This window comes from Bradyrhizobium sp. MV1.5 (genome assembly GCF_055807615.1).
Genome location: NZ_JBVVPL010000007.1, coordinates 108,371 through 127,153, shown reverse-complemented (window position 1 = coordinate 127,153; position 18,783 = coordinate 108,371). Strand labels below are relative to the sequence as shown.

The following is an 18,783-nucleotide window of genomic DNA, read 5'->3' as shown; positions in this document are numbered from 1 at the left end:
GGCCTTAAACCCCGGCTTTGGAACCGGCGTGCATCCTGCCTGCAACAGGGTGGGGCATCAGCATGTCAGTTCTCAGGGAGATCGTCGTCGCGGTCGCGGGAGTCTGCGCACTTCTGTTCGCGTGCGACACAATGTTCGGGATCGGCGAGGCACGCTTCGACGACGCCTATTACAGCGCCAGCTTCTACGCGCCGAGGCCGAAGGAGTTTCGTTTCGCCGGCGATACGCCGCCGGCCGTCCGCGTCAGCGAGGCGTTTGCGCAATTCGCGCCGGGCGAAGCCAAGCCGAACAAGCGTTACTCGTCGCTGACGACGATCCTCCGCTAGGGCGCACACTCATCGTTCCGACTGCAATCGCGGTTCGCGCCCAGGCCGCGATGGCCCGCGTGCGCCGGACTCTGCGGCACATCACCGACGCGAGGGGCCGTGAATAGCAATCGTTCAACTGCTTCCTCAATCTTCCCAACCCGCTTTCCGAAGGCCGTCCAGCATCAGGGCGTGATCTTCTGGCCGAAACCACGGTGGCCGTTGACGGACCTGAAACTCGAACGATGCTGAGGAAATTGCGATTGCTTTCTGCAGCGCATCGTCGGCTTCAGCAGTTTGACCGAGCTGGCCGAGAGCTGCGGCAAGCCAGCGATAGGGGGAGGGGAAGTCGGGAAATGTTCGGATCGCGCGCTCCGCCGCCTCCACTGTGGCCGTGTAGTCCCGGCAAAAATAGTGAGCCAATGCGACCTGGTTCAAGCGATTGACCAGCGATGGGTCACGAGGGTCCAGCCGAATGCACGTCTCGAGGGCGACGAGCCCCTCTTTCGGACAGCCGGAATACGCGAGAATGACGCCCAGCGCTCCGTGAGCTGGTGCCAGATTCGGGCAGAGTGCCAGCGCACGCTCGGCCTGCGCACGTGCTCCGCCGTGATCGCCCCGAGCGTTGAGCGCCAGCGCCAGGCGTGAATGGGCGTCCGCGTTGCCACGATCGAGAGCGACCGCGCGTCGCGCCAATTCTTCCTCCTCGACTTGCGTTCCTTTCGACCGACTGAGCACGGTGGAGAGCCCGATGTATCCGGGCGCGAACATTGGATCGAGATCAATGGCGCGCTGAAAGAATTCTCCGGCAACTGAATCATCCTCGGTGCTCGCCTTGCCCAGATGCCACATTCCACGCTGGTAGGCACCCCAGGCATCAAGACTTGCGGGTGGCTTGCGCATGGCCCGCTGTTGCTCGGCGCCGGCAATGACCGGCGCGATGGCGATGGTCGTGGACTGCGCGATGTCATCCTGTACGGAGAAGATGTCGGCCATATCGCGGTCGTAGCGTTCCGCCCAAACATGATTGCCCGTCTCTGCTTCGACAAGCTGTGCGGTGACTCGGACGCGGTTGCCGGATTTTCGCAGGCCGCCCTCAAGCACATAGCGAACGCCCAGTTCGCGCCCGACGTGCTTCACGTCTACCGCGCGTCCCTTGAAGGAAAACGACGAATTGCGAGCGATGACGAACAGCGAGGAATATCGTGACAACGCCGTGATGACGTCCTCCGCTATTCCGTCGGCGAAGAACTCTTGGTCCGGATCGGGACTCATGTTCTGGAACGGCAGCACCGCGATGGATGGCTTGTCCGGAAGCGCCAGCGGTCGCGCAATTTCGGGCGCTTGTCCTGGCTTTGATGCTGCAGAGGAATTCGCGTCGACAAGGAGGCGCCATGCGTGCATCGGCTCGGCGATATTCTTGAGCGCTTGCAAACCCATATCGTCGTAGGCGACGTCTATCTTGCCGCGAATCTGCCGACGAGCATCGTCGGAGATACAGATGCCGCCGGGGTCGGCTATGCTTTCAAGGCGCGCGGCGATGTTGACGCCATCGCCGAAGATGTCGTTGTCATCAAGGATAATGTCGCCGATGTGGATGCCGATCCGGAATTCGATCCTGATTGCCGGGGAGACGTCGGCGTTCTGCGCCGCCATTCCGCGCTGGACTTCGACCGCACTGCGCGCCGCATCCACCGCACTCGCAAACTCGACCAGCATGCCGTCGCCGGTGGTCTTGACGATGCGCCCGCGATGCGCAGCGATCGTGGGATCGACAACGATCTTTCGAGCTGCCTTCAGGCGCGCCAGCGTGCCTTCCTCGTCAGCACCCATCAGACGGCTGTAGCCGGCGACATCGGCAGCCAATACCGCTACAAGTCGTCGTTCCACGCGCTCGCCGCTCAAATTGGCCTCAACAAAATGGCCTCAAAATATGATATTTGGACCAGCGCATCAAAGCACGCAGAGCTGCTTCCGGCCAGCACCGACATTCGTCCGGGCTCTATTCTCACTCTCCCTGGATCCATTCCGCGAGGCCGCGCCACAATGTGTCGCGGTGCTCGGGGCGGAAGAAGCCGAAATGGCCGATCGCCTTGGCGCCGACGTCGGACGGCTTCACGTCGAGCACCTCCGGCTTGATCGCGGTAAATCCGCTCGCAAGCAGCTCGACCGCGGGCCGCGTCGCCCAGGGATCGTCGGAGAAGCAGAGTGTGCGCAACTCGCCCTTGAACTTCGCGAAGTTCTCCAGGGCCGCCAGCTTTGAATCGAAGAGATAACGGGGGCTCGAGACCCACTCCGCCCATTGCAGGAAGACGCCCTTGGGCAAATCCTCACCGATGCCGGCCCAGCCCGGCGCGTAACCGAGCGCGTGGACGAGCGGCACGCCGACAAAATTCATGAAGGCGAAGACGCGGTATTTTTCCGGGGACGTCATCAGCCGCCAGGTCGCGGCCTGCGAGGCCACGAACGCGGCGCGCGAAATGTCCGTGTTGTTCGCGATCAGCCCGAGCGCCTGGCCGCCAAAGGAGTGCCCGACATAGGCCAAGGGCAGGGTGTTGTAGCGCTCGCGCATCCAGTGCACTGCGGCGGTGACGTCGAGCGCGGCCCAGTCCGACATCGAGGCCTTGAAGCCGACCAGCGATTTCGGCCGGTTGTAGCCGACCATCGCCGGCAGCCGGGAGTCGCCGATGCCGCGGTAGTCGTAGGTCAGGACCGCGCAGCCGCGATGGGCGAGATATGAGGCAAATCCGCGATAGATTTTTCGCGGGACGGCAGTCGCCGAATTGACCAACACGGCATGACGTTTGGTGCCGCGCGGCAGGAATAGCGTGCCCGTCAGCGCATACCCGTCGGTCGCCGGGAAGCTGATCTCGTCGATGAAAACGTCGTCCAGTGCCACGCCCATGGGCCGAAGGTATCTTGCCAGTTTCCAAGCCGTTTCCCAGCAAATGCGAATTTGGCTTTCCCCGCAAGGCTTTGCGGTGCCAAACGGATTTACAACTGGCGGCCGGTGGCCAGCCTGTGTATAAGGCGACCCTCGCAACCCACAGATCAGGTTGTGCTTTTTGCTTCACGGAGAGATTGCGATGTCCGAGCGGTGGACGCCCGAATCCTGGCGCAGCAAGCCGGTGCTACAGGTGCCCGACTATCCCGACGCCAAGGCCTTGGCCGACGTCGAGGCGCAGCTTGCGAGCTTTCCGCCGCTGGTGTTCGCGGGCGAGGCGCGCAATCTGAAGAAGGCGCTGGCGCGGGTCGCGGCCGGAGAGGCGTTCCTGCTGCAGGGCGGCGACTGCGCCGAGAGCTTTGCCGAGCACGGCGCCAACAACATCCGCGACTTCTTCCGCGTGCTGCTCCAGATGGCGGTCGTGCTGACCTATGCCGGTGCCGTCCCGGTGGTGAAGGTCGGGCGCGTCGCCGGCCAGTTCGCAAAACCCCGATCCTCGCCGATGGAGAAGATCGACGGTGTCGAGCTGCCGAGCTATCGCGGCGACATCGTCAACGACATCGCCTTCACCAAGCAAGCGCGCGTCCCTGATCCGCAGCGCCAGCTGATGGCCTATCGCCAGTCGGCCGCGACGCTGAACCTGCTGCGTGCGTTCGCCACCGGCGGCTACGCCAATCTCGGCAGCGTGCATCAGTGGATGCTCGGCTTCCTCAAGGACAGCCCGCAGTCCCGCCGCTACAAGGAATTGGCCGACCGCATCTCCGATGCGCTCAATTTCATGCGCGCCTGTGGCCTCGATCTCGAGGCCCACCCCGAGCTGCGCGCCACCGATTTCTACACCAGCCACGAAGCCCTGCTGCTCGGCTACGAGCAGGCCATGACCCGGGTCGATTCCACCACCGGCGACTGGTACGCGACCTCGGGTCACATGATCTGGATCGGCGACCGCACCCGCCAGCTCGACCACGGCCACATCGAATATTTCCGCGGCATCAAGAATCCGATCGGGCTCAAATGCGGCCCGTCGCTCAAGCCCGACGAGCTTCTGAAGCTGATCGACGTGCTCAATCCCGACAACGAACCGGGCCGGCTGACCCTGATCGGCCGCTTCGGCTCCGACAAGATCGGCGAGCACCTGCCGAACATGATCCGCGCCGTGAAGCGCGAGGGCAAAGTGGTGGTCTGGTCGTGCGATCCCATGCACGGCAACACCATCACCTCGACGTCAGGTTACAAGACGCGGCCGTTCGACCGCATCCTGTCCGAGGTGAAGTCGTTCTTCGCGATCCACGCCGCGGAAGGCACCCATGCCGGCGGCGTGCATCTGGAGATGACGGGCCAGGACGTCACCGAGTGCCTCGGCGGCGCCCGCGCGATCACCGATGAGGATCTCAACGACCGCTATCACACGGTCTGCGATCCCCGGCTCAACGCCGAGCAATCCATCGACATGGCTTTCCTGGTCGCAGAACTGCTCAAGCAGGAACGCGCCGGCAAAGTCAGGCCGATGCCCGCCGCAGCGGGGCTCTGAGACCTTGCTACGAATCTGGAAGGCCACGATCAATTCCCGTAACGGTCTGGCCTTTGCGTTCCGCTCGGAGCAGGCCGTCCGCGAGGAGATCGTTGCGCTCCTCGTGTCGCTGCCGCTTGCGTGGTTCGTCGGCGCGACCGCGATGCGCGCGGTCGAGCTGATCTGCGCGGTCGCGTTTGTGCTGGTGGTCGAGCTCCTCAATACTGCGATCGAGAAGCTTGCCGACCGGCTGACCATGGATCACGACAAGCAGATCGGGCGGGTCAAGGACATGGGCTCGGCCGCGGTCGGTGTTGCGCTCCTGATGGCCGGCACGTTCTGGATCATCGCCATCATCGAGCGTTTGGGATTCCTCTAGAGCGCACGTCGCGCTTTAGACTGTTTTTTGAGCATGATCTTTTCGGAAAACCGCTTCACACTTTTCCGGATCATGCTTTGATCGGAGCGCCATGACCGAACGTCTCAACGCATTCGCGGTCACGCTCGCCCAGCTCAATCCGACCATGGGCGACATCGAGGGCAATGCCGCGAAAGCGCGCGCGGCGCGCGTGCAGGCAGCCGCCGACGGCGCCGATCTCGTGCTGTTTCCGGAATTGTTCATCGCCGGTTACCCGCCGGAAGATCTGGTGCAGAAGCCTGCTTTTCAGGCCGCCTGCCGCGCTGCGATCGAAGTGCTGGCGCGCGAGACCGCCGATGGCGGGCCGGCCATGCTGATCGGCACGCCCTGGGTCGAGGAGGGCGGGCTCTACAATGCCTGTGCACTGCTCGACGGCGGCCGTATCGCCGGCTTGCGCTTCAAATGCAATCTGCCGAACTACGGCGTATTCGACGAGAAGCGGCTGTTTTCGCGGGGCCCTGCGGCCGGCCCCGTCACCGTGCGCGGCGTGCGCATCGGTGTGCCGATCTGCGAGGACATCTGGCTGGAGGAGTCAGAGGACTACGAGAATGTGGTCGAGACGCTGGCCGAGACCGGCGCGGAGATCATCCTTGTGCCGAACGGATCTCCGTACGCCCGCAACAAGGCGGACGTGCGGTTGTCGGTCGCGGTCGCGCGCGTCACCGAGAGCGGCCTGCCGCTGGTCTATCTCAACCAGGTTTGCGGCCAGGACGAGCTGGTGTTCGACGGAGCTTCCTTCGCGCTCAACGGCGACCTATCGCTCGCGGCGCAATTGCCGGCATTCGCGGAGAGCATCACCACACTGCGCTTCACGAGAAGCGGCGACGATTGGCGCTGTACCGGTCCGATCGCCGCGCAGCCCGAGGGCGACCACGCCGACTACGCAGCCTGCGTGCTGGGCTTGCGCGACTACGTCGCCAAGAATGGCTTTCCCGGTGTGCTGCTCGGGATTTCCGGCGGCATCGACTCTGCCCTCTGCGCAGCGATTGCGGTCGATGCACTGGGTGCCGATCAGGTGCACGGCGTGATGCTGCCTTATCGCTACACTGCGGCACACTCGATTGCTGACGCCGGCGAACTCGCCGGCCATCTCGGCATCCGCTACGAGGTTCTGCCGATCGCGGAAGCGGTGACCGGGTTCGAGACCATCCTGTCCGGCGTCTTCAAGAATCTGCCGCCCGATATCACCGAGGAGAATCTCCAGGCCCGCACCCGCGGCACGCTGCTGATGGCGATCTCCAACAAGACCGGCCTGATGGTGGTGACCACAGGCAACAAGTCGGAGATGTCGGTCGGCTACGCCACGCTCTACGGTGACATGAATGGCGGCTTCAATCCGATCAAGGACATCTACAAGACGCAGGTGTTTCGGCTGGCAAGCTTGCGCAATTCGTGGAAGCCCGAGGGGGCGCTGGGGCCGGCCGGCGAGGTGATCCCGCCCGACATCATCACGCGTCCGCCGACAGCGGAGCTGCGCGAGAACCAGACCGACCAGGATTCGTTGCCCGCTTACGACGTGCTCGATGCCATCCTGGAGCGTCTGATCGAGCGCGAAGAGCCGCTCGAGACAATCATTACCGCTGGCTTCGACCGCGAGACGGTCACCCGCATCGATCATCTCCTCAACGTCGCCGAATACAAGCGCCGCCAGGCCGCGCCCGGCGTCAAGGTCACGGCCAGGAATTTCGGCCGCGACCGCCGCTATCCCATCACCAACCGCTTTCGCGACAAAGGCGAGCAGCTCGCCGCCCCGGACGAGACGCTGGTGTCGCGTGGGAGCAAAGCCTCGATCGACGCGTTCGAAGGGTGAGCTGGCGCTTGCGCTGCCGTTTCCACAAGCGAGATCGGCGTTATTGTGCCCTCGCCCCTTGCGGGAGAGGGCAGCTTCGCTGTCGAAGCGAACTCATTCGGGTGAGGGGTCTGTCTCGGCGTACTCGTGTGCACGTGTGAGCGCGGATCGAACCCCTCATCCGGCGCTTTGCGCCACCTTCTCCCGCAGGGGGAGAAGGGAAGAGCGACCTACTTCTGCTGTTGCGGCAGGAAGCTCGGGCCGACCGAACGGATCGGCTTGTTCTCGGACGAGGTCGCAGGGGCGTCCGCCGGCGGCGTTGCTGCCGGGGCGCCAGCCGTCGTCGTCGCCGGGGCCGCGCCCTTCTTGGCATTCGCAGGCGGGCCCTTGTTGAGCTGCCGCTGCTGCATCTTCTTGGCGCTCTCCTCGGTGACGATGATGTCACCCTGCTGTTCGGCCGATGCCTTGTCGTCGGCGGATTTGAGCGCGTCGGCCCAGGTCTGGCCCGCAGCCTTGCAGGAGCAGGATGGATTGAACTCGCTGCGGAATTTGAACGCGGTCGGCAGCGCCGTGTAGGGCTGGCCGCTGGTGGACACCGCGGAGTTCATGTCCTCGCCGGGATTGCGATGGGTGTAGAGCACGGCTTCGGCGGCCGGGCACAGCGCCTTGCAGGTCTTCTCGTCGTCGGGGAAGCGCGCCGGCACGGTCGCAAACGAGACCGGGAAATAAGCGCCGTCGCAGGTGCGCACGCACACGGTGCGATAGGTGCCTGATTGCGGGCCGAGATCGGACGGCGGCACGCCTTGCGGATTGTTGGGGTTGTTGCCGCCGAACAGATTGCTCAGGAAGTTGCCGCCGCCTTGCGACTGTGCGGCGTTGGCATATTGCGGGCCGCAATTGTTCTGCGCCAGCGCTGCCAGCACCGAGCGGCGCTGGTTGTCACGCTCGGGGCTGAAGCCGCCGGGGCCGCCGCCGCGCAGGCGTTCGAGATTGCCGGTGATCTGGTCCAGATTGGCGCGCATCTGCTGGATCTGGGTGTTGACCGGACCGCATTGCGCCGACTGGCCGCTGAACAGCGAGAAGAAGCCGGAGGAATCGCAACCCATGCGCTTGGCCTGCATGGTGACGCGGTCGAGCTCGGCCTGCTGCTTGCTTTGGGACTCTTGATACCGGCGGATCTGGTCTTCGCGCGCGGGATCACCGCCGCCACGATCGAGACCGGCGAGCTGGCCTTCCAGGCGCGCGCACATCGGGTTGGGTCCGAGCCCGTTCTGGCCAGGCTGAGGTGGCGGTCCCGGCGGGCCGGCCTGTGCGAACGCGTTAGTGACGAGCGCGACCGTGCTCAAGAGCGCGGCGCAGGCAAGGATCGAGCGAGCACGGGAGAGAGACAAAAATTCAGGCATATCCGCCATTCTAGCGAGGTCACGGCCACGCGTGATGTGGGGGGCCGAAGCCCGCCCTCCCATAGCCGCTTCCTGCGGCATCGTCACGTCGTTTCAGAGGCCAGCGATTGGGCCTAAGGTACGCCAGTTCCGAGCGAATTCAGCGCTGGCAGGTGATTGCGACATATTCATCGCAATGGCCATGGGAGCAGTTTGCGCCGGATTTGGGGACAGAGCCGGTAATTTCGTCGGGATCGACCCGGCGATAGGCCGAAGCCTGGGCAAAATCGCGTGACTGGCAGTAGGTGCGGGCGACCTGCGCGCCGCATTTGTCGCTTTTGGCCAGGCACTGATCGACGCCGTAGCCATCCGCCTGGTTGGGGATGATGAAGACGCGGGTCTCGGCGAGAGCGCTGGAAACGACAAGGATGGAGGCGCAGGAAATGAGCGCGAGCAATGATCGCATGAAAACACCGGGGGCAAAAAATAGGAACTGCCAGTTCCAGAATGGGCTCAAATGGTTAAGGATCTGAACCATCTAGCCGTAGCGGCTGCGCATTGCGGAGATAAAACGGCATTTTCGCGGCTCTCTTGACGCGGGGCCGCCTCATAGCCCATATGTTCCGTCATGAACGGTCTCCTCGTCATTTGCGCCATTTGCCGCGAGATTACGAGCTAGCGATTCGCTGGCTGGAGCCGTCTTTTCTCAAAACCATTGAGAGCACTGGACGCCCGGCCAACAGCCGACGGGTATCCTTATGGAATTGCGCCTCTACGATACGCTGAGCCGGGAAAAGCGCACCTTCGTGCCGCTCGATGCCAAGGACGTCCGCATGTATGTCTGCGGACCGACGGTCTATGACTTCGCCCATATCGGCAATGCCCGGCCGGTGATCGTGTTCGACGTGCTGTTCCGGCTGCTGCGCCATCTCTACGGTGAGGCGCACGTCAAATATGTCCGCAACATCACCGACGTCGACGACAAGATCAACGACCGCGCAGCGCGTGATTTCCCCGGCCTGCCGCTAAACGAGGCGATCCGGAAAGTCACGGAGCAGACCGGCAAGCAGTTTCACGCCGACGTCGACGCACTCGGTGCGCTGCGGCCGAACGTCGAGCCGCGCGCCACCGAGCATATCGGCGAGATGCGCGAGATCATCGAGCGGTTGGTCGCCGGCGGCTTCGCCTATGTCGCGGAGGATCACGTGCTGTTCTCGCCACAGGCGATGAACGCGGCCGATGCCGGGCTGCCGCGCTATGGCGCGCTGTCCAACCGTTCGCTGGACGAGATGGTCGCCGGCGCCCGCATCGATGTCGCGCCCTACAAGAAGGGCAACACCGACTTCGTGCTGTGGAAGCCGTCCAAGGCCGGCGAGCCGTCATGGCCGTCACCGGCCGGCGTCGCCGCGCAGGGCCGCCCGGGCTGGCACGTCGAGTGCTCGGCGATGGCCTGGAAGCATCTCGGCGAGCACTTCGACATCCACGGTGGCGGCATCGATCTCGTGTTCCCGCATCACGAGAACGAGGTCGCGCAGACCTGCTGCGCCTTCCATCGGGAGCGCATGGCGAACTACTGGATGCATAACGGCTTCCTGCAGGTCGAGAGCGAGAAGATGTCGAAATCGCTCGGCAACTTCATCACCATCCATGAGCTGCTCACCGACTGGCCGGGCGAAGTGCTGCGCCTGAATATGCTCAAGACGCATTACCGCTCGCCGATCGACTGGACGATGAAGTCGCTGGAGGAGAGCGCCAGGACGCTCGACGACTGGTATCGGGTTGCGGCTGAGGTCGTACCCGGCAAGCCCGCCCCGTCAGTGATCGAGCCGCTGCTCGACGACCTCAACACGCCGCTGGCCATCGCGGCGCTGCATGGCTTGCGCGGCGGCGACGTTGGTGCTCTCGCGGGTTCGTTGCGTCTGCTCGGCTTTCTCTCCGAGAGTGCCGCGCAGTGGGAAGGACGCAAGCAGCAGGCGAGCGGCGTCGATGCCAAGGAAGTGGAGCGCCTGATCTCGGAGCGGACGGCGGCGCGTGCGCGCAAGGACTTTGCCGAGTCCGATCGTATCCGCGATCTGCTTGCCGCGATGGGCGTTGCGATCAAGGACTCCAAGGAAGGCACGACCTGGGAGGTCGCACGATGAAGCGGCCCGACACGCCTTTTCCGCGGCACTGGTTCTATTACATCGCGCTGAAAATCCTGCTGCTCGGCGCCGCCGTGGCGCTGGCGCTGAAACTCTATGGGATGTGGTGAAGACGATGGCACAAGCACTCCCAAAGCCCGGCTTGCGGCCCTTCCTGCCGGAGGACGTGCCGGTTCTCGCCGCGATCTTCACGGCCAGCATCGAAGAGCTGACCGGCGAGGACTATAGCGAAGCGCAGCAGCAGGCCTGGATGGCCGCAGCCGAGGACGAAGAATTCGGCAAGGGGCTCGCCTCCGACCTGACGCTGATCGCAACGCTGGAGGGATCACCGGTGGGCTTTGCCTCGCTGCGCGGCAAGGATCATGTCCGCATGCTCTATGTGCATCCGGCCGTGGCCGGGCAGGGCCTGGCGACCATGCTGGTCGATGCGCTGGAAAAGCTTGCGGGCGGCCGCGGCGCCGACAAGCTGACGGTCGATGCCAGCGACAACGCGCAGGGCTTTTTTGCCAAGCGCGGCTATGTCGCCATGCAGCGCAACAGCATCACCGTCAACGACGAGTGGCTGGCCAACACCACCATGCAAAAGACGCTGGGCAGCGGACCCGCGACGGGAGCGCTGCAATGAGCAAGGAGCGCCTCTATCTGTTCGACACCACGCTGCGTGACGGTGCGCAGACCAATGGCGTCGATTTCACGCTGACCGACAAGCAAATCATCGCTCAGATGCTCGATGAACTCGGCATCGACTATGTCGAGGGCGGCTATCCCGGCGCCAATCCGACCGACACCGAGTTCTTTGGCACCAAGCCGAAGTTTTCGCATGCGCGCTTCACTGCGTTCGGCATGACACGTCGGGCGGGGCGCTCGGTCTCCAACGATCCCGGCGTGGCCGGTCTACTCGAAGCGAAAGCCGACGCCATCTGCTTCGTGGCGAAGTCGTCGGCCTATCAGGTGCGCGTTGCGCTGGAGACGACGAACGAGGAGAACCTCGCCTCGATCCGCGACAGCGTCGCGGCGGCCAAGGCTGCCGGCCGCGAGGTGATGCTCGACTGCGAGCATTTCTTCGACGGTTACAAGGAGGATTCCAGTTTCGCGCTCGCCTGCGCGAAAGCCGCCTATGAAGCCGGCGCGCGCTGGGTGGTGCTGTGCGACACCAATGGCGGCACCATGCCGAATGAGATCGAGGCCATCGTTACCGAAGTGGCGAAGCACATCCCCGGCGATCATCTCGGCATCCACGCCCATAACGACACCGAGCAGGCGGTGGCGAATTCGCTCGCCGCGGTGCGCGCGGGGGCGCGGCAGATCCAGGGCACGCTGAACGGCCTCGGCGAGCGCTGCGGCAACGCCAATCTCTGCTCGCTGATCCCGACCTTGAAGCTGAAGGCTGAGTTTGCCGACGCTTTCGAGATCGGCGTCACGGCGGAAAAGCTTGCGACCCTCGTCAAGGTGTCGCGCACACTCGACGACATGCTCAACCGCGTGCCGAACCGTCATGCAGCCTATGTCGGCGAGAGCGCCTTCGTCACCAAGACCGGCATCCATGCCTCCGCCGTGCTGAAGGATCCGCAGACCTACGAGCATGTCTTGCCGGAGCTGGTCGGCAATCACCGCAAGGTGCTGGTGTCCGATCAGGCCGGCCGCTCCAATGTCATTGCCGAGCTCGACCGCGCCGGCATCGCCTATGAGAAGAGCGATCCGAAGCTGTCGCGGCTGGTCGAGGAATTGAAGGAGCGCGAGGCGCAAGGCTATGCCTATGAATCCGCCAACGCCTCGTTCGAGCTGCTGGCGCGGCGCACGCTCGGCAAGGTGCCGCATTATTTCGAGGTCGAACAGTTCGACGTCAATGTCGAGCAGCGCTACAATTCGCATGGCGAGCGCGTCACCGTGGCGCTGGCGGTGGTCAAGGTCGACGTTGCCGGCGAGCATTTGATCTCGGCGGCCGAAGGCAACGGTCCCGTCAACGCGCTTGACGTCGCGCTGCGCAAGGATCTCGGCAAGTACCAGAAATATATCGAAGGCCTGACGCTGATCGACTATCGCGTGCGTATCCTCAACGGCGGCACCGGCGCGGTCACGCGTGTCCTGATCGAGAGCGAGGACGAGAACGGCGACAGCTGGACCACGGTCGGGGTGTCCCCCAACATCATCGACGCCTCCTTCCAGGCCCTGATGGATTCGGTGATCTACAAGCTGGTGAAGTCGGGGGCGCCGGCGTAGGGACATGGCGCCAGGAACGCAATGACGAGGAGAGAGGGGAAGCGCGACCCATGATCGACCACATCTCCGTCGGCGTCAGCGATCTCGAACGCTCAGCAAAATTCTACGAAACAACGCTCGGGGCGCTCGGGCTCACGCGCGTCGTCACGCGACCGCGGACGATCGGCTTTGGCAAGGCCTATCCCGAATTCTGGATCAATCTGCGCGAGGGCATGCCGCACGTCACGCCGGAGAGCGGCGTGCATATCTGCCTGCGGGCCAGGACGACCGCCGAGGTCGATGCATTTCACGCCGCGGCGCTGTCCGCTGGCGGCGCGTCCGACGGCGCGCCGGGTATCCGCCCGCACGATCGCGTGCCTTATTACGCAGCCTTTGTCGTCGACCCCGATGGCAACCGGATCGAGGCGGTGACGTTTCCAGCGGACTAAAGCTTGCGCGCGACTTCCGGGGCAAGCTGCTTTTCTGCGTCAGCGAGCTGTGCCACGGCGGCCTTCAGCTTCGGCAAGATCTCCTCGATGCGATCGGCCTTGAGGATGTCGACCGAGAGGCCGGCGCGGATGAACTCGGTCTGGCGCATGTGCGACAGCAGCGAGAACAGCGGCTCCCAGAAATTGTCGATATTGGCGAGCAGCACCGGCTTGGCGTGACGGCCGAGCTGTTTCCAGGTCAGCTGCTCCACCAGTTCCTCCAGCGTGCCGACGCCACCCGGCAGCGCCACGAAGGCGTCGGAGCGCTCGAACATCAGCCGCTTGCGCTCGTGCATGTCGGGAGTGACGATCATCTCCTGCACGCGGGTCAGCGCGTTCTCGCGCTTCCGGAGGAATTCGGGAATGATGCCGGTGACGGTGCCGCCGTGATCGAGCACGGAGGTCGCGACCGAACCCATCAGGCCGAGCGAGCCGCCGCCATAGACGAGGCGGATGTTGTTCTCGGCGAGCGCCTTGCCGAACGCCTTGGCGCCTTCGGTGAAACGGGGATTGGTTCCTGGGCCGGAGCCGCAATAGACACAGACGGTTTTGATCGTGCTCATTGGTGCCATGATGCATTGCAGCGAAGAGGCGTCAAGCCCAATCGGTGATTCGGGACTTCCGGAAATCTACCGGTAAACGGCGGCGAACAATCGAAGATTCGCCATCTGGCGGGGTGCATGGGCATCGGTAAGGCTCTATATGACAAACGAAAATCCTTAATGGCAACACAGCCCGCATCCGACGGGCTTTTCAGGCTTCTTGATGGACCAAGTTCAATCGCCCGCCGGCCCCAACGTTCCTGATCCCGCCGGGGGGCCGCTGGAGCGGGCCACGCTGATGGGCACGCTGGCGCATCTGTGGCCCTATATCTGGCCGGGCGACCGTTTCGACCTGAAGATGCGCGTGGTCTGGTCGATGGTGCTGCTGCTCGCCGCCAAGCTGATCACGCTGACGGTTCCTTTCAGCTTCAAATGGGCGACCGACGCGCTGACCGGCGCCAACACCGCGCCGGTCCAGGCCGACAATTGGCACCTCTGGGTGATCGCCTCGCCGCTGCTGCTGACCGCCAGCTACGGCGTGATGCGCATCGTGATGGCAGTGCTGACGCAATGGCGCGACGGCATTTTCGCGCGCGTTGCCATGCATGCGGTGCGCAAGCTCGCCACCATCACCTTCATCCACATGCACGAGCTGTCGCTGCGTTTCCACCTGGAGCGCAAGACCGGCGGCCTGACGCGCGTGCTCGAGCGCGGCCGCGAGGGCATCGAGGTCATCGTACGCATGGTGATCCTGCAGCTGATCCCGACCATCGTCGAAGTCTCGCTGCTGATGGCGGTGCTGCTATGGCAGTTCGATTGGCGCTATGTGCTCGCGACCCTCGTCACTGTCGCGGTCTACATGTACTACACCTACATCGCGACCGAGTGGCGGATCGGCATCCGCCGCAAGATGAACGATGCCGACACCGAGGCGAACACCAAGGCGATCGACTCGCTGCTCAACTACGAGACCGTCAAATATTTCAGCGCCGAGACCCGCGAGTCGCAGCGCTACGACCGATCGGTCGCGCGTTACGAGGAGTCGAGCGTCCAGGCTTACACTTCGCTTGCCGTGCTCAACACCGGGCAGGCCGTGATTTTCACGCTGGGGCTGACCGCGACCATGCTGATGTGCGCGATCGGCGTGCGCAACGGCACCAATACGGTCGGCGATTTCGTGCTGGTCAACGCCATGATGATCCAGCTCTACCAGCCCTTGAACTTCATGGGCATGGTCTATCGCGAGATCAAGCAGGCGATCATCGACATCGAGAAGATGTTCAACGTGCTGGGGCGCGAGGCCGAGATCAAGGACGCGCCGGGCGCGAAGCCGCTGGTGGTCTCCGCGGGCAATGTGCGTTTCGAGGACGTGCGCTTTGCCTATGAGCCTGCGCGCCCGATCCTCAAGGGCATCAGCTTCGAGGTGCCGGCCGGCAAGACGGTCGCGATCGTCGGCCCGTCAGGTGCGGGCAAGTCGACCATCTCGCGCCTTTTGTTTCGCCTCTACGATATCTCCGGCGGCAAGATCCTGATCGACGGCCAGGACATTCGCGAGGTCACGCAGGCGAGCTTGCGCGCTTCCATCGGCATGGTGCCGCAGGACACCGTGTTGTTCAACGATACGATCCGCTACAACATTCGCTACGGCCGTTGGGACGCCAGCGATGCCGAGGTCGAGCAGGCAGCGCAGCTGGCGCAGATCGATCGTTTCATCCGCATGGCGCCGAAAGGCTACGAGACCCAGGTCGGCGAGCGTGGCCTGAAACTGTCCGGTGGCGAAAAACAACGAGTCGCGATCGCGCGCACCGTGTTGAAGGCGCCGCCGATCCTGGTGCTGGACGAGGCGACTTCCGCGCTGGACACCCACACCGAGCACGAGATCCAGGGCGCGCTCGAGCGCGTGGCGAAGAACCGCACTTCGCTGGTGATCGCCCATCGGCTCTCAACCATCGTCGGCGCCGACGAGATCATCGTGCTGGACCAGGGCCGCATCGCCGAGCGCGGCACCCACGCAAAACTGCTTGCGGAGGGGGGACTTTACGCCAGCATGTGGAACAGGCAGCGCGAGGCCGAGGCGGCGCGCGAGAAACTGGCCAGGATGGCCGATTCCGGCGAAGCGCCCAATCGGGAGCCACCGCCGGTCGCCGATGTTCTGGCGGCGCCTGCGGCGGCGGAGTGACCTTGTCTCCGGTCCCAACTCTGGCCTAAACAACATCACCGCGCGGGACGACCTGCGCCATCAACCCTGAGCGGCAGATAGCGATGTCCATTCTCGATTCGATCCAGCGTCAGATCCCGCCGATCCACAAGGAGGGTTATCCCTTCATCGGCGGCTTTGCGCTGGCAAGCCTGGTCCTGTTCTGGCTTTGGTCGCCGTTGGGTTGGATCGGCACCATCCTGACCGTGTGGTGCGCGCTGTTCTTCCGCGACCCCGTGCGCGTGACCCCGGTGCGCGAGGGGCTCGTGGTGTCGCCGGCCGACGGCCGCGTCTCGATGATCACCATGGCGCTGCCGCCGGCCGAACTCGGGCTCGGCGACCGGCCGCTGCCGCGCATCTCGGTGTTCATGAGTGTGTTCAACTGCCATGTGAACCGCAGCCCGATCGCGGGCAGGGTGGACCGTATCGCCTACCGCCCCGGCCTGTTCATCAATGCCGAGCTGGACAAGGCGAGCGAGGACAATGAGCGCAACTCGCTGGTGATCACGACGCCGACGGCGCGGATCGGCGTGATCCAGATCGCCGGGCTCGTCGCCAAGCGCATCGTCTGCTTCGTCAAGGAGGGGCAGGCGATCGGCGCCGGCGAGCGCTTCGGCCTGATCCGCTTCGGCTCGCGGCTCGACGTTTATCTGCCGCTGGGCACCAAGGCGCTGGTCTCGGAAGGGCAGACCGCGATCGCCGGTGAGACGATTCTGGCCGATCTCGCCGGAGACGACCCGAGTCGCGCTTACCGCTCCAATTAACCAATAAGTCGGCCTGAGGGGCCTTCCGCCGCAATGGCGGAGGGGAACGCGGCTTGCTATATCTCGCCCCAAGGTGAGGACGAGCCATGACGCCCTACGACTCTAGAGATCCAGACGTGCGCCGCCGGCGGTTCCGCCCCATCCCGGTGCGCATGCTGGTGCCCAACGTCATCACTCTGCTGGCGATTTGCGCCGGCCTGACCTCGATCCGGCTCTCGATCGAGGGGCGGATGTCGCTCGCGGTCTACGCCATCGTGTTCGCGGCGGCACTCGACGGCATCGACGGCCGCATTGCGCGCATGATCAAGGGGCAGTCGAAGTTCGGCGCCGAGCTCGACAGCCTCGCCGACTTCGTCAATTTCGGCGTGGCGCCCGGCCTGATGCTGTATTTCTGGCAGCTGCACGAGCTTGGCAATGCCGGATGGATTGCCGCCATGGTATTCGCGATCTCCGGTGGCCTTCGCCTGGCGCGCTTCAATGCCACTATGGACGATCCCAACAAGCCGGCCTTTGCCGCCAATTTCTTCACCGGCGTGCCGGCGCCGGCCGGCGCGATCACGGTGCTGCTGCCGATCTATGTCGCGTTCCTCGATCTCGGCCGGCTGCCTGCGGCGGTAACGGCTGCGTATACGCTGCTGATCGCCTTCTTGATGGTGTCGCGCCTGCCGGTGTTCTCCGGCAAGACCAAGCGCATGCGCGTGCCGCCCGAACTGGTGCTGCCTGCGTTCGTTGCAGTGATCGTCTTCATCGCGATCCTGATCGCCTATCCCTGGCACGTGCTGTCGATCGGCACGGTGCTGTATCTGCTCGCTTTGCCGCTCGGCTACAAATCCTATCGCGACCAGGCGCGCGCGTTGGAAACCACCGCGCCGGCGGGAGGCGAGGTCTCGTCGCCGCCGTCGGCACCGACGCTGACAAACCTGTCGGAGCCGCCGCGGGACGATGACCGGCCCGACCGGCTGCACTGAACGGCAAGGCACCAAGCAGCGAGGCACTGAGCCCAAGCCACTTAAGCAGCAAGACTTGGATATCTGCCATGAGGCGCCCTGAGTTGGGTTGAGGCCCGATCTCGGCTATATCGCCCGGTGCAGGCGGCACCGCGCCAACAGCGGCCGCCAATCTGGGAGAGAACGCCGTGACGAATAACGCGACCGGGCCGCTGCCCGCTTCCGTCCTCGAAGCGCTGGGCCGCTACGACACCCCGACGATCTGCAATGCCATGGAGATCGTGGCGCCCGAGCGCCGGCTGATCGGCTACACCACCAAGCCATTGGTCTGCCCATTCCCCGATCTGCCGCCGATCGTCGGCTACGCCCGCACGGTCGCGATCCGCTCGGTGCTGAAAAATTCGCTGCCGCCGGAAGAGCAGTCCAAGCGTCGCATCGAATATTACGAATATGTCGGGACCGGCCACGGTCCGCGCATCTCGGTGATCCAGGACATCGACGGTCCCGACGTCGGCTACGGAGCGTTCTGGGGCGAGGTGCAGAGCAACGTGCACAAGGCGCTCGGCTGCCTCGGCGTCATCACCGACGGTTCGATCCGCGACATCCCGCAATGGGCACCGGGCTTCCAGGCGCTGGCCGGCTCGATCGGCCCGTCGCATGCATGGGTGCATGCCGAGAGCTTTGGCGGTGAGGTGCGTGTTGCCGGCATGACCGTGAAGTCGGACGATTTGATCCACGCCGACCAGCACGGCGCCATCGTGATTCCGCACGATATCGCCGCAAAGCTGCCCGACGCCGCCGAGCTCTGCGGCCGCCGCGAGACGCCGATCCTCGAGATCGCCCGCAGCCCCGACTTCTCGCTGGAGAAGTTGAAGGCTGCATTGAAGCGCTCGGCGGAGATTCACTAACGGCGGGACTGGAACGATCTACGACGCCGCTCGCAGGCTGCCCTGTTCCGTCAGGAACAAGGCAGTTCGGTCCGGCTCGCCGAACATCGCGGCAGCGCAGCCGACGGTTTCGCGCGCGCGGCCTTGAGTGATGGGGTGCGCGCGATGCCGTATGGTTAGCAAAAGATTGAAATCCCTGTCGGCACTCGGCAAAAGCCGGCGCCTTTCAGCGCGCTGCGGCCGCCAGGCGCGCCGGCTCAACTTAACCTT

Annotated in this window: 17 protein-coding genes; 12 read left to right on the top strand and 5 right to left on the bottom strand. The window is 64.2% G+C overall.

From position 1 onward, the window contains the following. Positions 1–62: 62 nt before the first annotated feature. Entirely contained in the window at positions 63–326 is a 264-nt protein-coding gene (locus tag AC0L2J_RS09520) for a hypothetical protein (RefSeq protein WP_473388981.1), read from the top strand. 126 nt (positions 327–452) lie between these two features. Here AC0L2J_RS09520 and AC0L2J_RS09515 read toward each other — a convergent pair whose 3' ends face one another. Next, entirely contained in the window at positions 453–2,210 is a 1,758-nt protein-coding gene (locus tag AC0L2J_RS09515; protein ID WP_473388980.1) for an adenylate/guanylate cyclase domain-containing protein, read from the bottom strand. 103 nt (positions 2,211–2,313) lie between these two features. Further along, positions 2,314–3,210, bottom strand: coding sequence for an alpha/beta hydrolase family protein (locus tag AC0L2J_RS09510; RefSeq protein WP_473388979.1), 897 nt, complete (start codon positions 3,208–3,210; stop codon positions 2,314–2,316). A gap of 181 nt (positions 3,211–3,391) precedes the next feature. Here AC0L2J_RS09510 and AC0L2J_RS09505 point away from each other — a divergent pair, with 181 nt between their 5' ends. From AC0L2J_RS09505 to AC0L2J_RS09495, 3 genes are all read left to right on the top strand, one after another. Then, on the top strand, positions 3,392–4,780 hold the full coding sequence (locus AC0L2J_RS09505; RefSeq protein WP_473388978.1) for a class II 3-deoxy-7-phosphoheptulonate synthase: 1,389 nt from the start codon (positions 3,392–3,394) through the stop codon (positions 4,778–4,780). A gap of 4 nt (positions 4,781–4,784) precedes the next feature. After that, positions 4,785–5,138: a diacylglycerol kinase gene (locus AC0L2J_RS09500; RefSeq protein ID WP_007608814.1), complete on the top strand. Its 354-nt coding sequence runs from the start codon at positions 4,785–4,787 to the stop codon at positions 5,136–5,138. A gap of 91 nt (positions 5,139–5,229) precedes the next feature. Beyond that, positions 5,230–6,987 carry an NAD+ synthase gene (locus AC0L2J_RS09495; protein WP_473388977.1) on the top strand — a complete coding sequence of 586 codons (1,758 nt, stop codon included), beginning with the start codon at positions 5,230–5,232 and terminating at the stop codon, positions 6,985–6,987. A 209-nt stretch (positions 6,988–7,196) separates the two neighbouring features. Here the strand turns inward: AC0L2J_RS09495 and AC0L2J_RS09490 are convergent, their stop codons facing one another. Further along, positions 7,197–8,378: a DUF2865 domain-containing protein gene (locus tag AC0L2J_RS09490; RefSeq protein ID WP_473388976.1), complete on the bottom strand. Its 1,182-nt coding sequence runs from the start codon at positions 8,376–8,378 to the stop codon at positions 7,197–7,199. Positions 8,379–8,508: 130 nt separating this feature from the next. After that, positions 8,509–8,814 carry a hypothetical protein gene (locus AC0L2J_RS09485; protein ID WP_007592521.1) on the bottom strand — a complete coding sequence of 102 codons (306 nt, stop codon included), beginning with the start codon at positions 8,812–8,814 and terminating at the stop codon, positions 8,509–8,511. 292 nt (positions 8,815–9,106) lie between these two features. On the opposite strand from AC0L2J_RS09485, the gene cysS reads away from it, so the two are divergent. The 4 genes from cysS (at position 9,107) to AC0L2J_RS09465 (ending at position 13,137) form a co-directional block, all read left to right on the top strand. Beyond that, positions 9,107–10,489 (top strand): cysteine--tRNA ligase, encoded by a 1,383-nt coding sequence (cysS, locus tag AC0L2J_RS09480; protein ID WP_473388975.1) that lies wholly within the window; start codon positions 9,107–9,109, stop codon positions 10,487–10,489. A gap of 115 nt (positions 10,490–10,604) precedes the next feature. Continuing rightward, positions 10,605–11,114, top strand: a complete 510-nt coding sequence (locus AC0L2J_RS09475; protein WP_473388974.1) for a GNAT family N-acetyltransferase — start codon at positions 10,605–10,607, stop codon at positions 11,112–11,114. Then, entirely contained in the window at positions 11,111–12,709 is a 1,599-nt protein-coding gene (cimA, locus tag AC0L2J_RS09470; RefSeq protein WP_473388973.1) for a citramalate synthase, read from the top strand. The genes AC0L2J_RS09475 and cimA overlap by 4 nt, the downstream gene beginning before the upstream one ends. A gap of 50 nt (positions 12,710–12,759) precedes the next feature. After that, a complete protein-coding gene (locus tag AC0L2J_RS09465) occupies positions 12,760–13,137 on the top strand; it encodes a VOC family protein (RefSeq protein WP_473388972.1) in 378 nt (125 codons plus the stop codon). On the opposite strand, the gene AC0L2J_RS09460 is transcribed toward AC0L2J_RS09465, so the two are convergent. Then, positions 13,134–13,739, bottom strand: coding sequence for an LOG family protein (locus AC0L2J_RS09460; protein WP_007608828.1), 606 nt, complete (start codon positions 13,737–13,739; stop codon positions 13,134–13,136). The genes AC0L2J_RS09465 and AC0L2J_RS09460 overlap by 4 nt on opposite strands. A gap of 202 nt (positions 13,740–13,941) precedes the next feature. On the opposite strand from AC0L2J_RS09460, the gene AC0L2J_RS09455 reads away from it, so the two are divergent. From AC0L2J_RS09455 to AC0L2J_RS09440, 4 genes are all read left to right on the top strand, one after another. Beyond that, a complete protein-coding gene (locus AC0L2J_RS09455) occupies positions 13,942–15,897 on the top strand; it encodes an ABCB family ABC transporter ATP-binding protein/permease (RefSeq protein WP_473388971.1) in 1,956 nt (651 codons plus the stop codon). 77 nt (positions 15,898–15,974) lie between these two features. Further along, entirely contained in the window at positions 15,975–16,679 is a 705-nt protein-coding gene (locus AC0L2J_RS09450) for a phosphatidylserine decarboxylase (protein WP_256379932.1), read from the top strand. An 86-nt stretch (positions 16,680–16,765) separates the two neighbouring features. Further along, positions 16,766–17,647, top strand: a complete 882-nt coding sequence (locus AC0L2J_RS09445) for a CDP-alcohol phosphatidyltransferase family protein (RefSeq protein ID WP_473388970.1) — start codon at positions 16,766–16,768, stop codon at positions 17,645–17,647. Positions 17,648–17,814: 167 nt separating this feature from the next. Then, entirely contained in the window at positions 17,815–18,534 is a 720-nt protein-coding gene (locus AC0L2J_RS09440; RefSeq protein WP_473388969.1) for an RraA family protein, read from the top strand. Positions 18,535–18,783 lie beyond the last annotated feature (249 nt).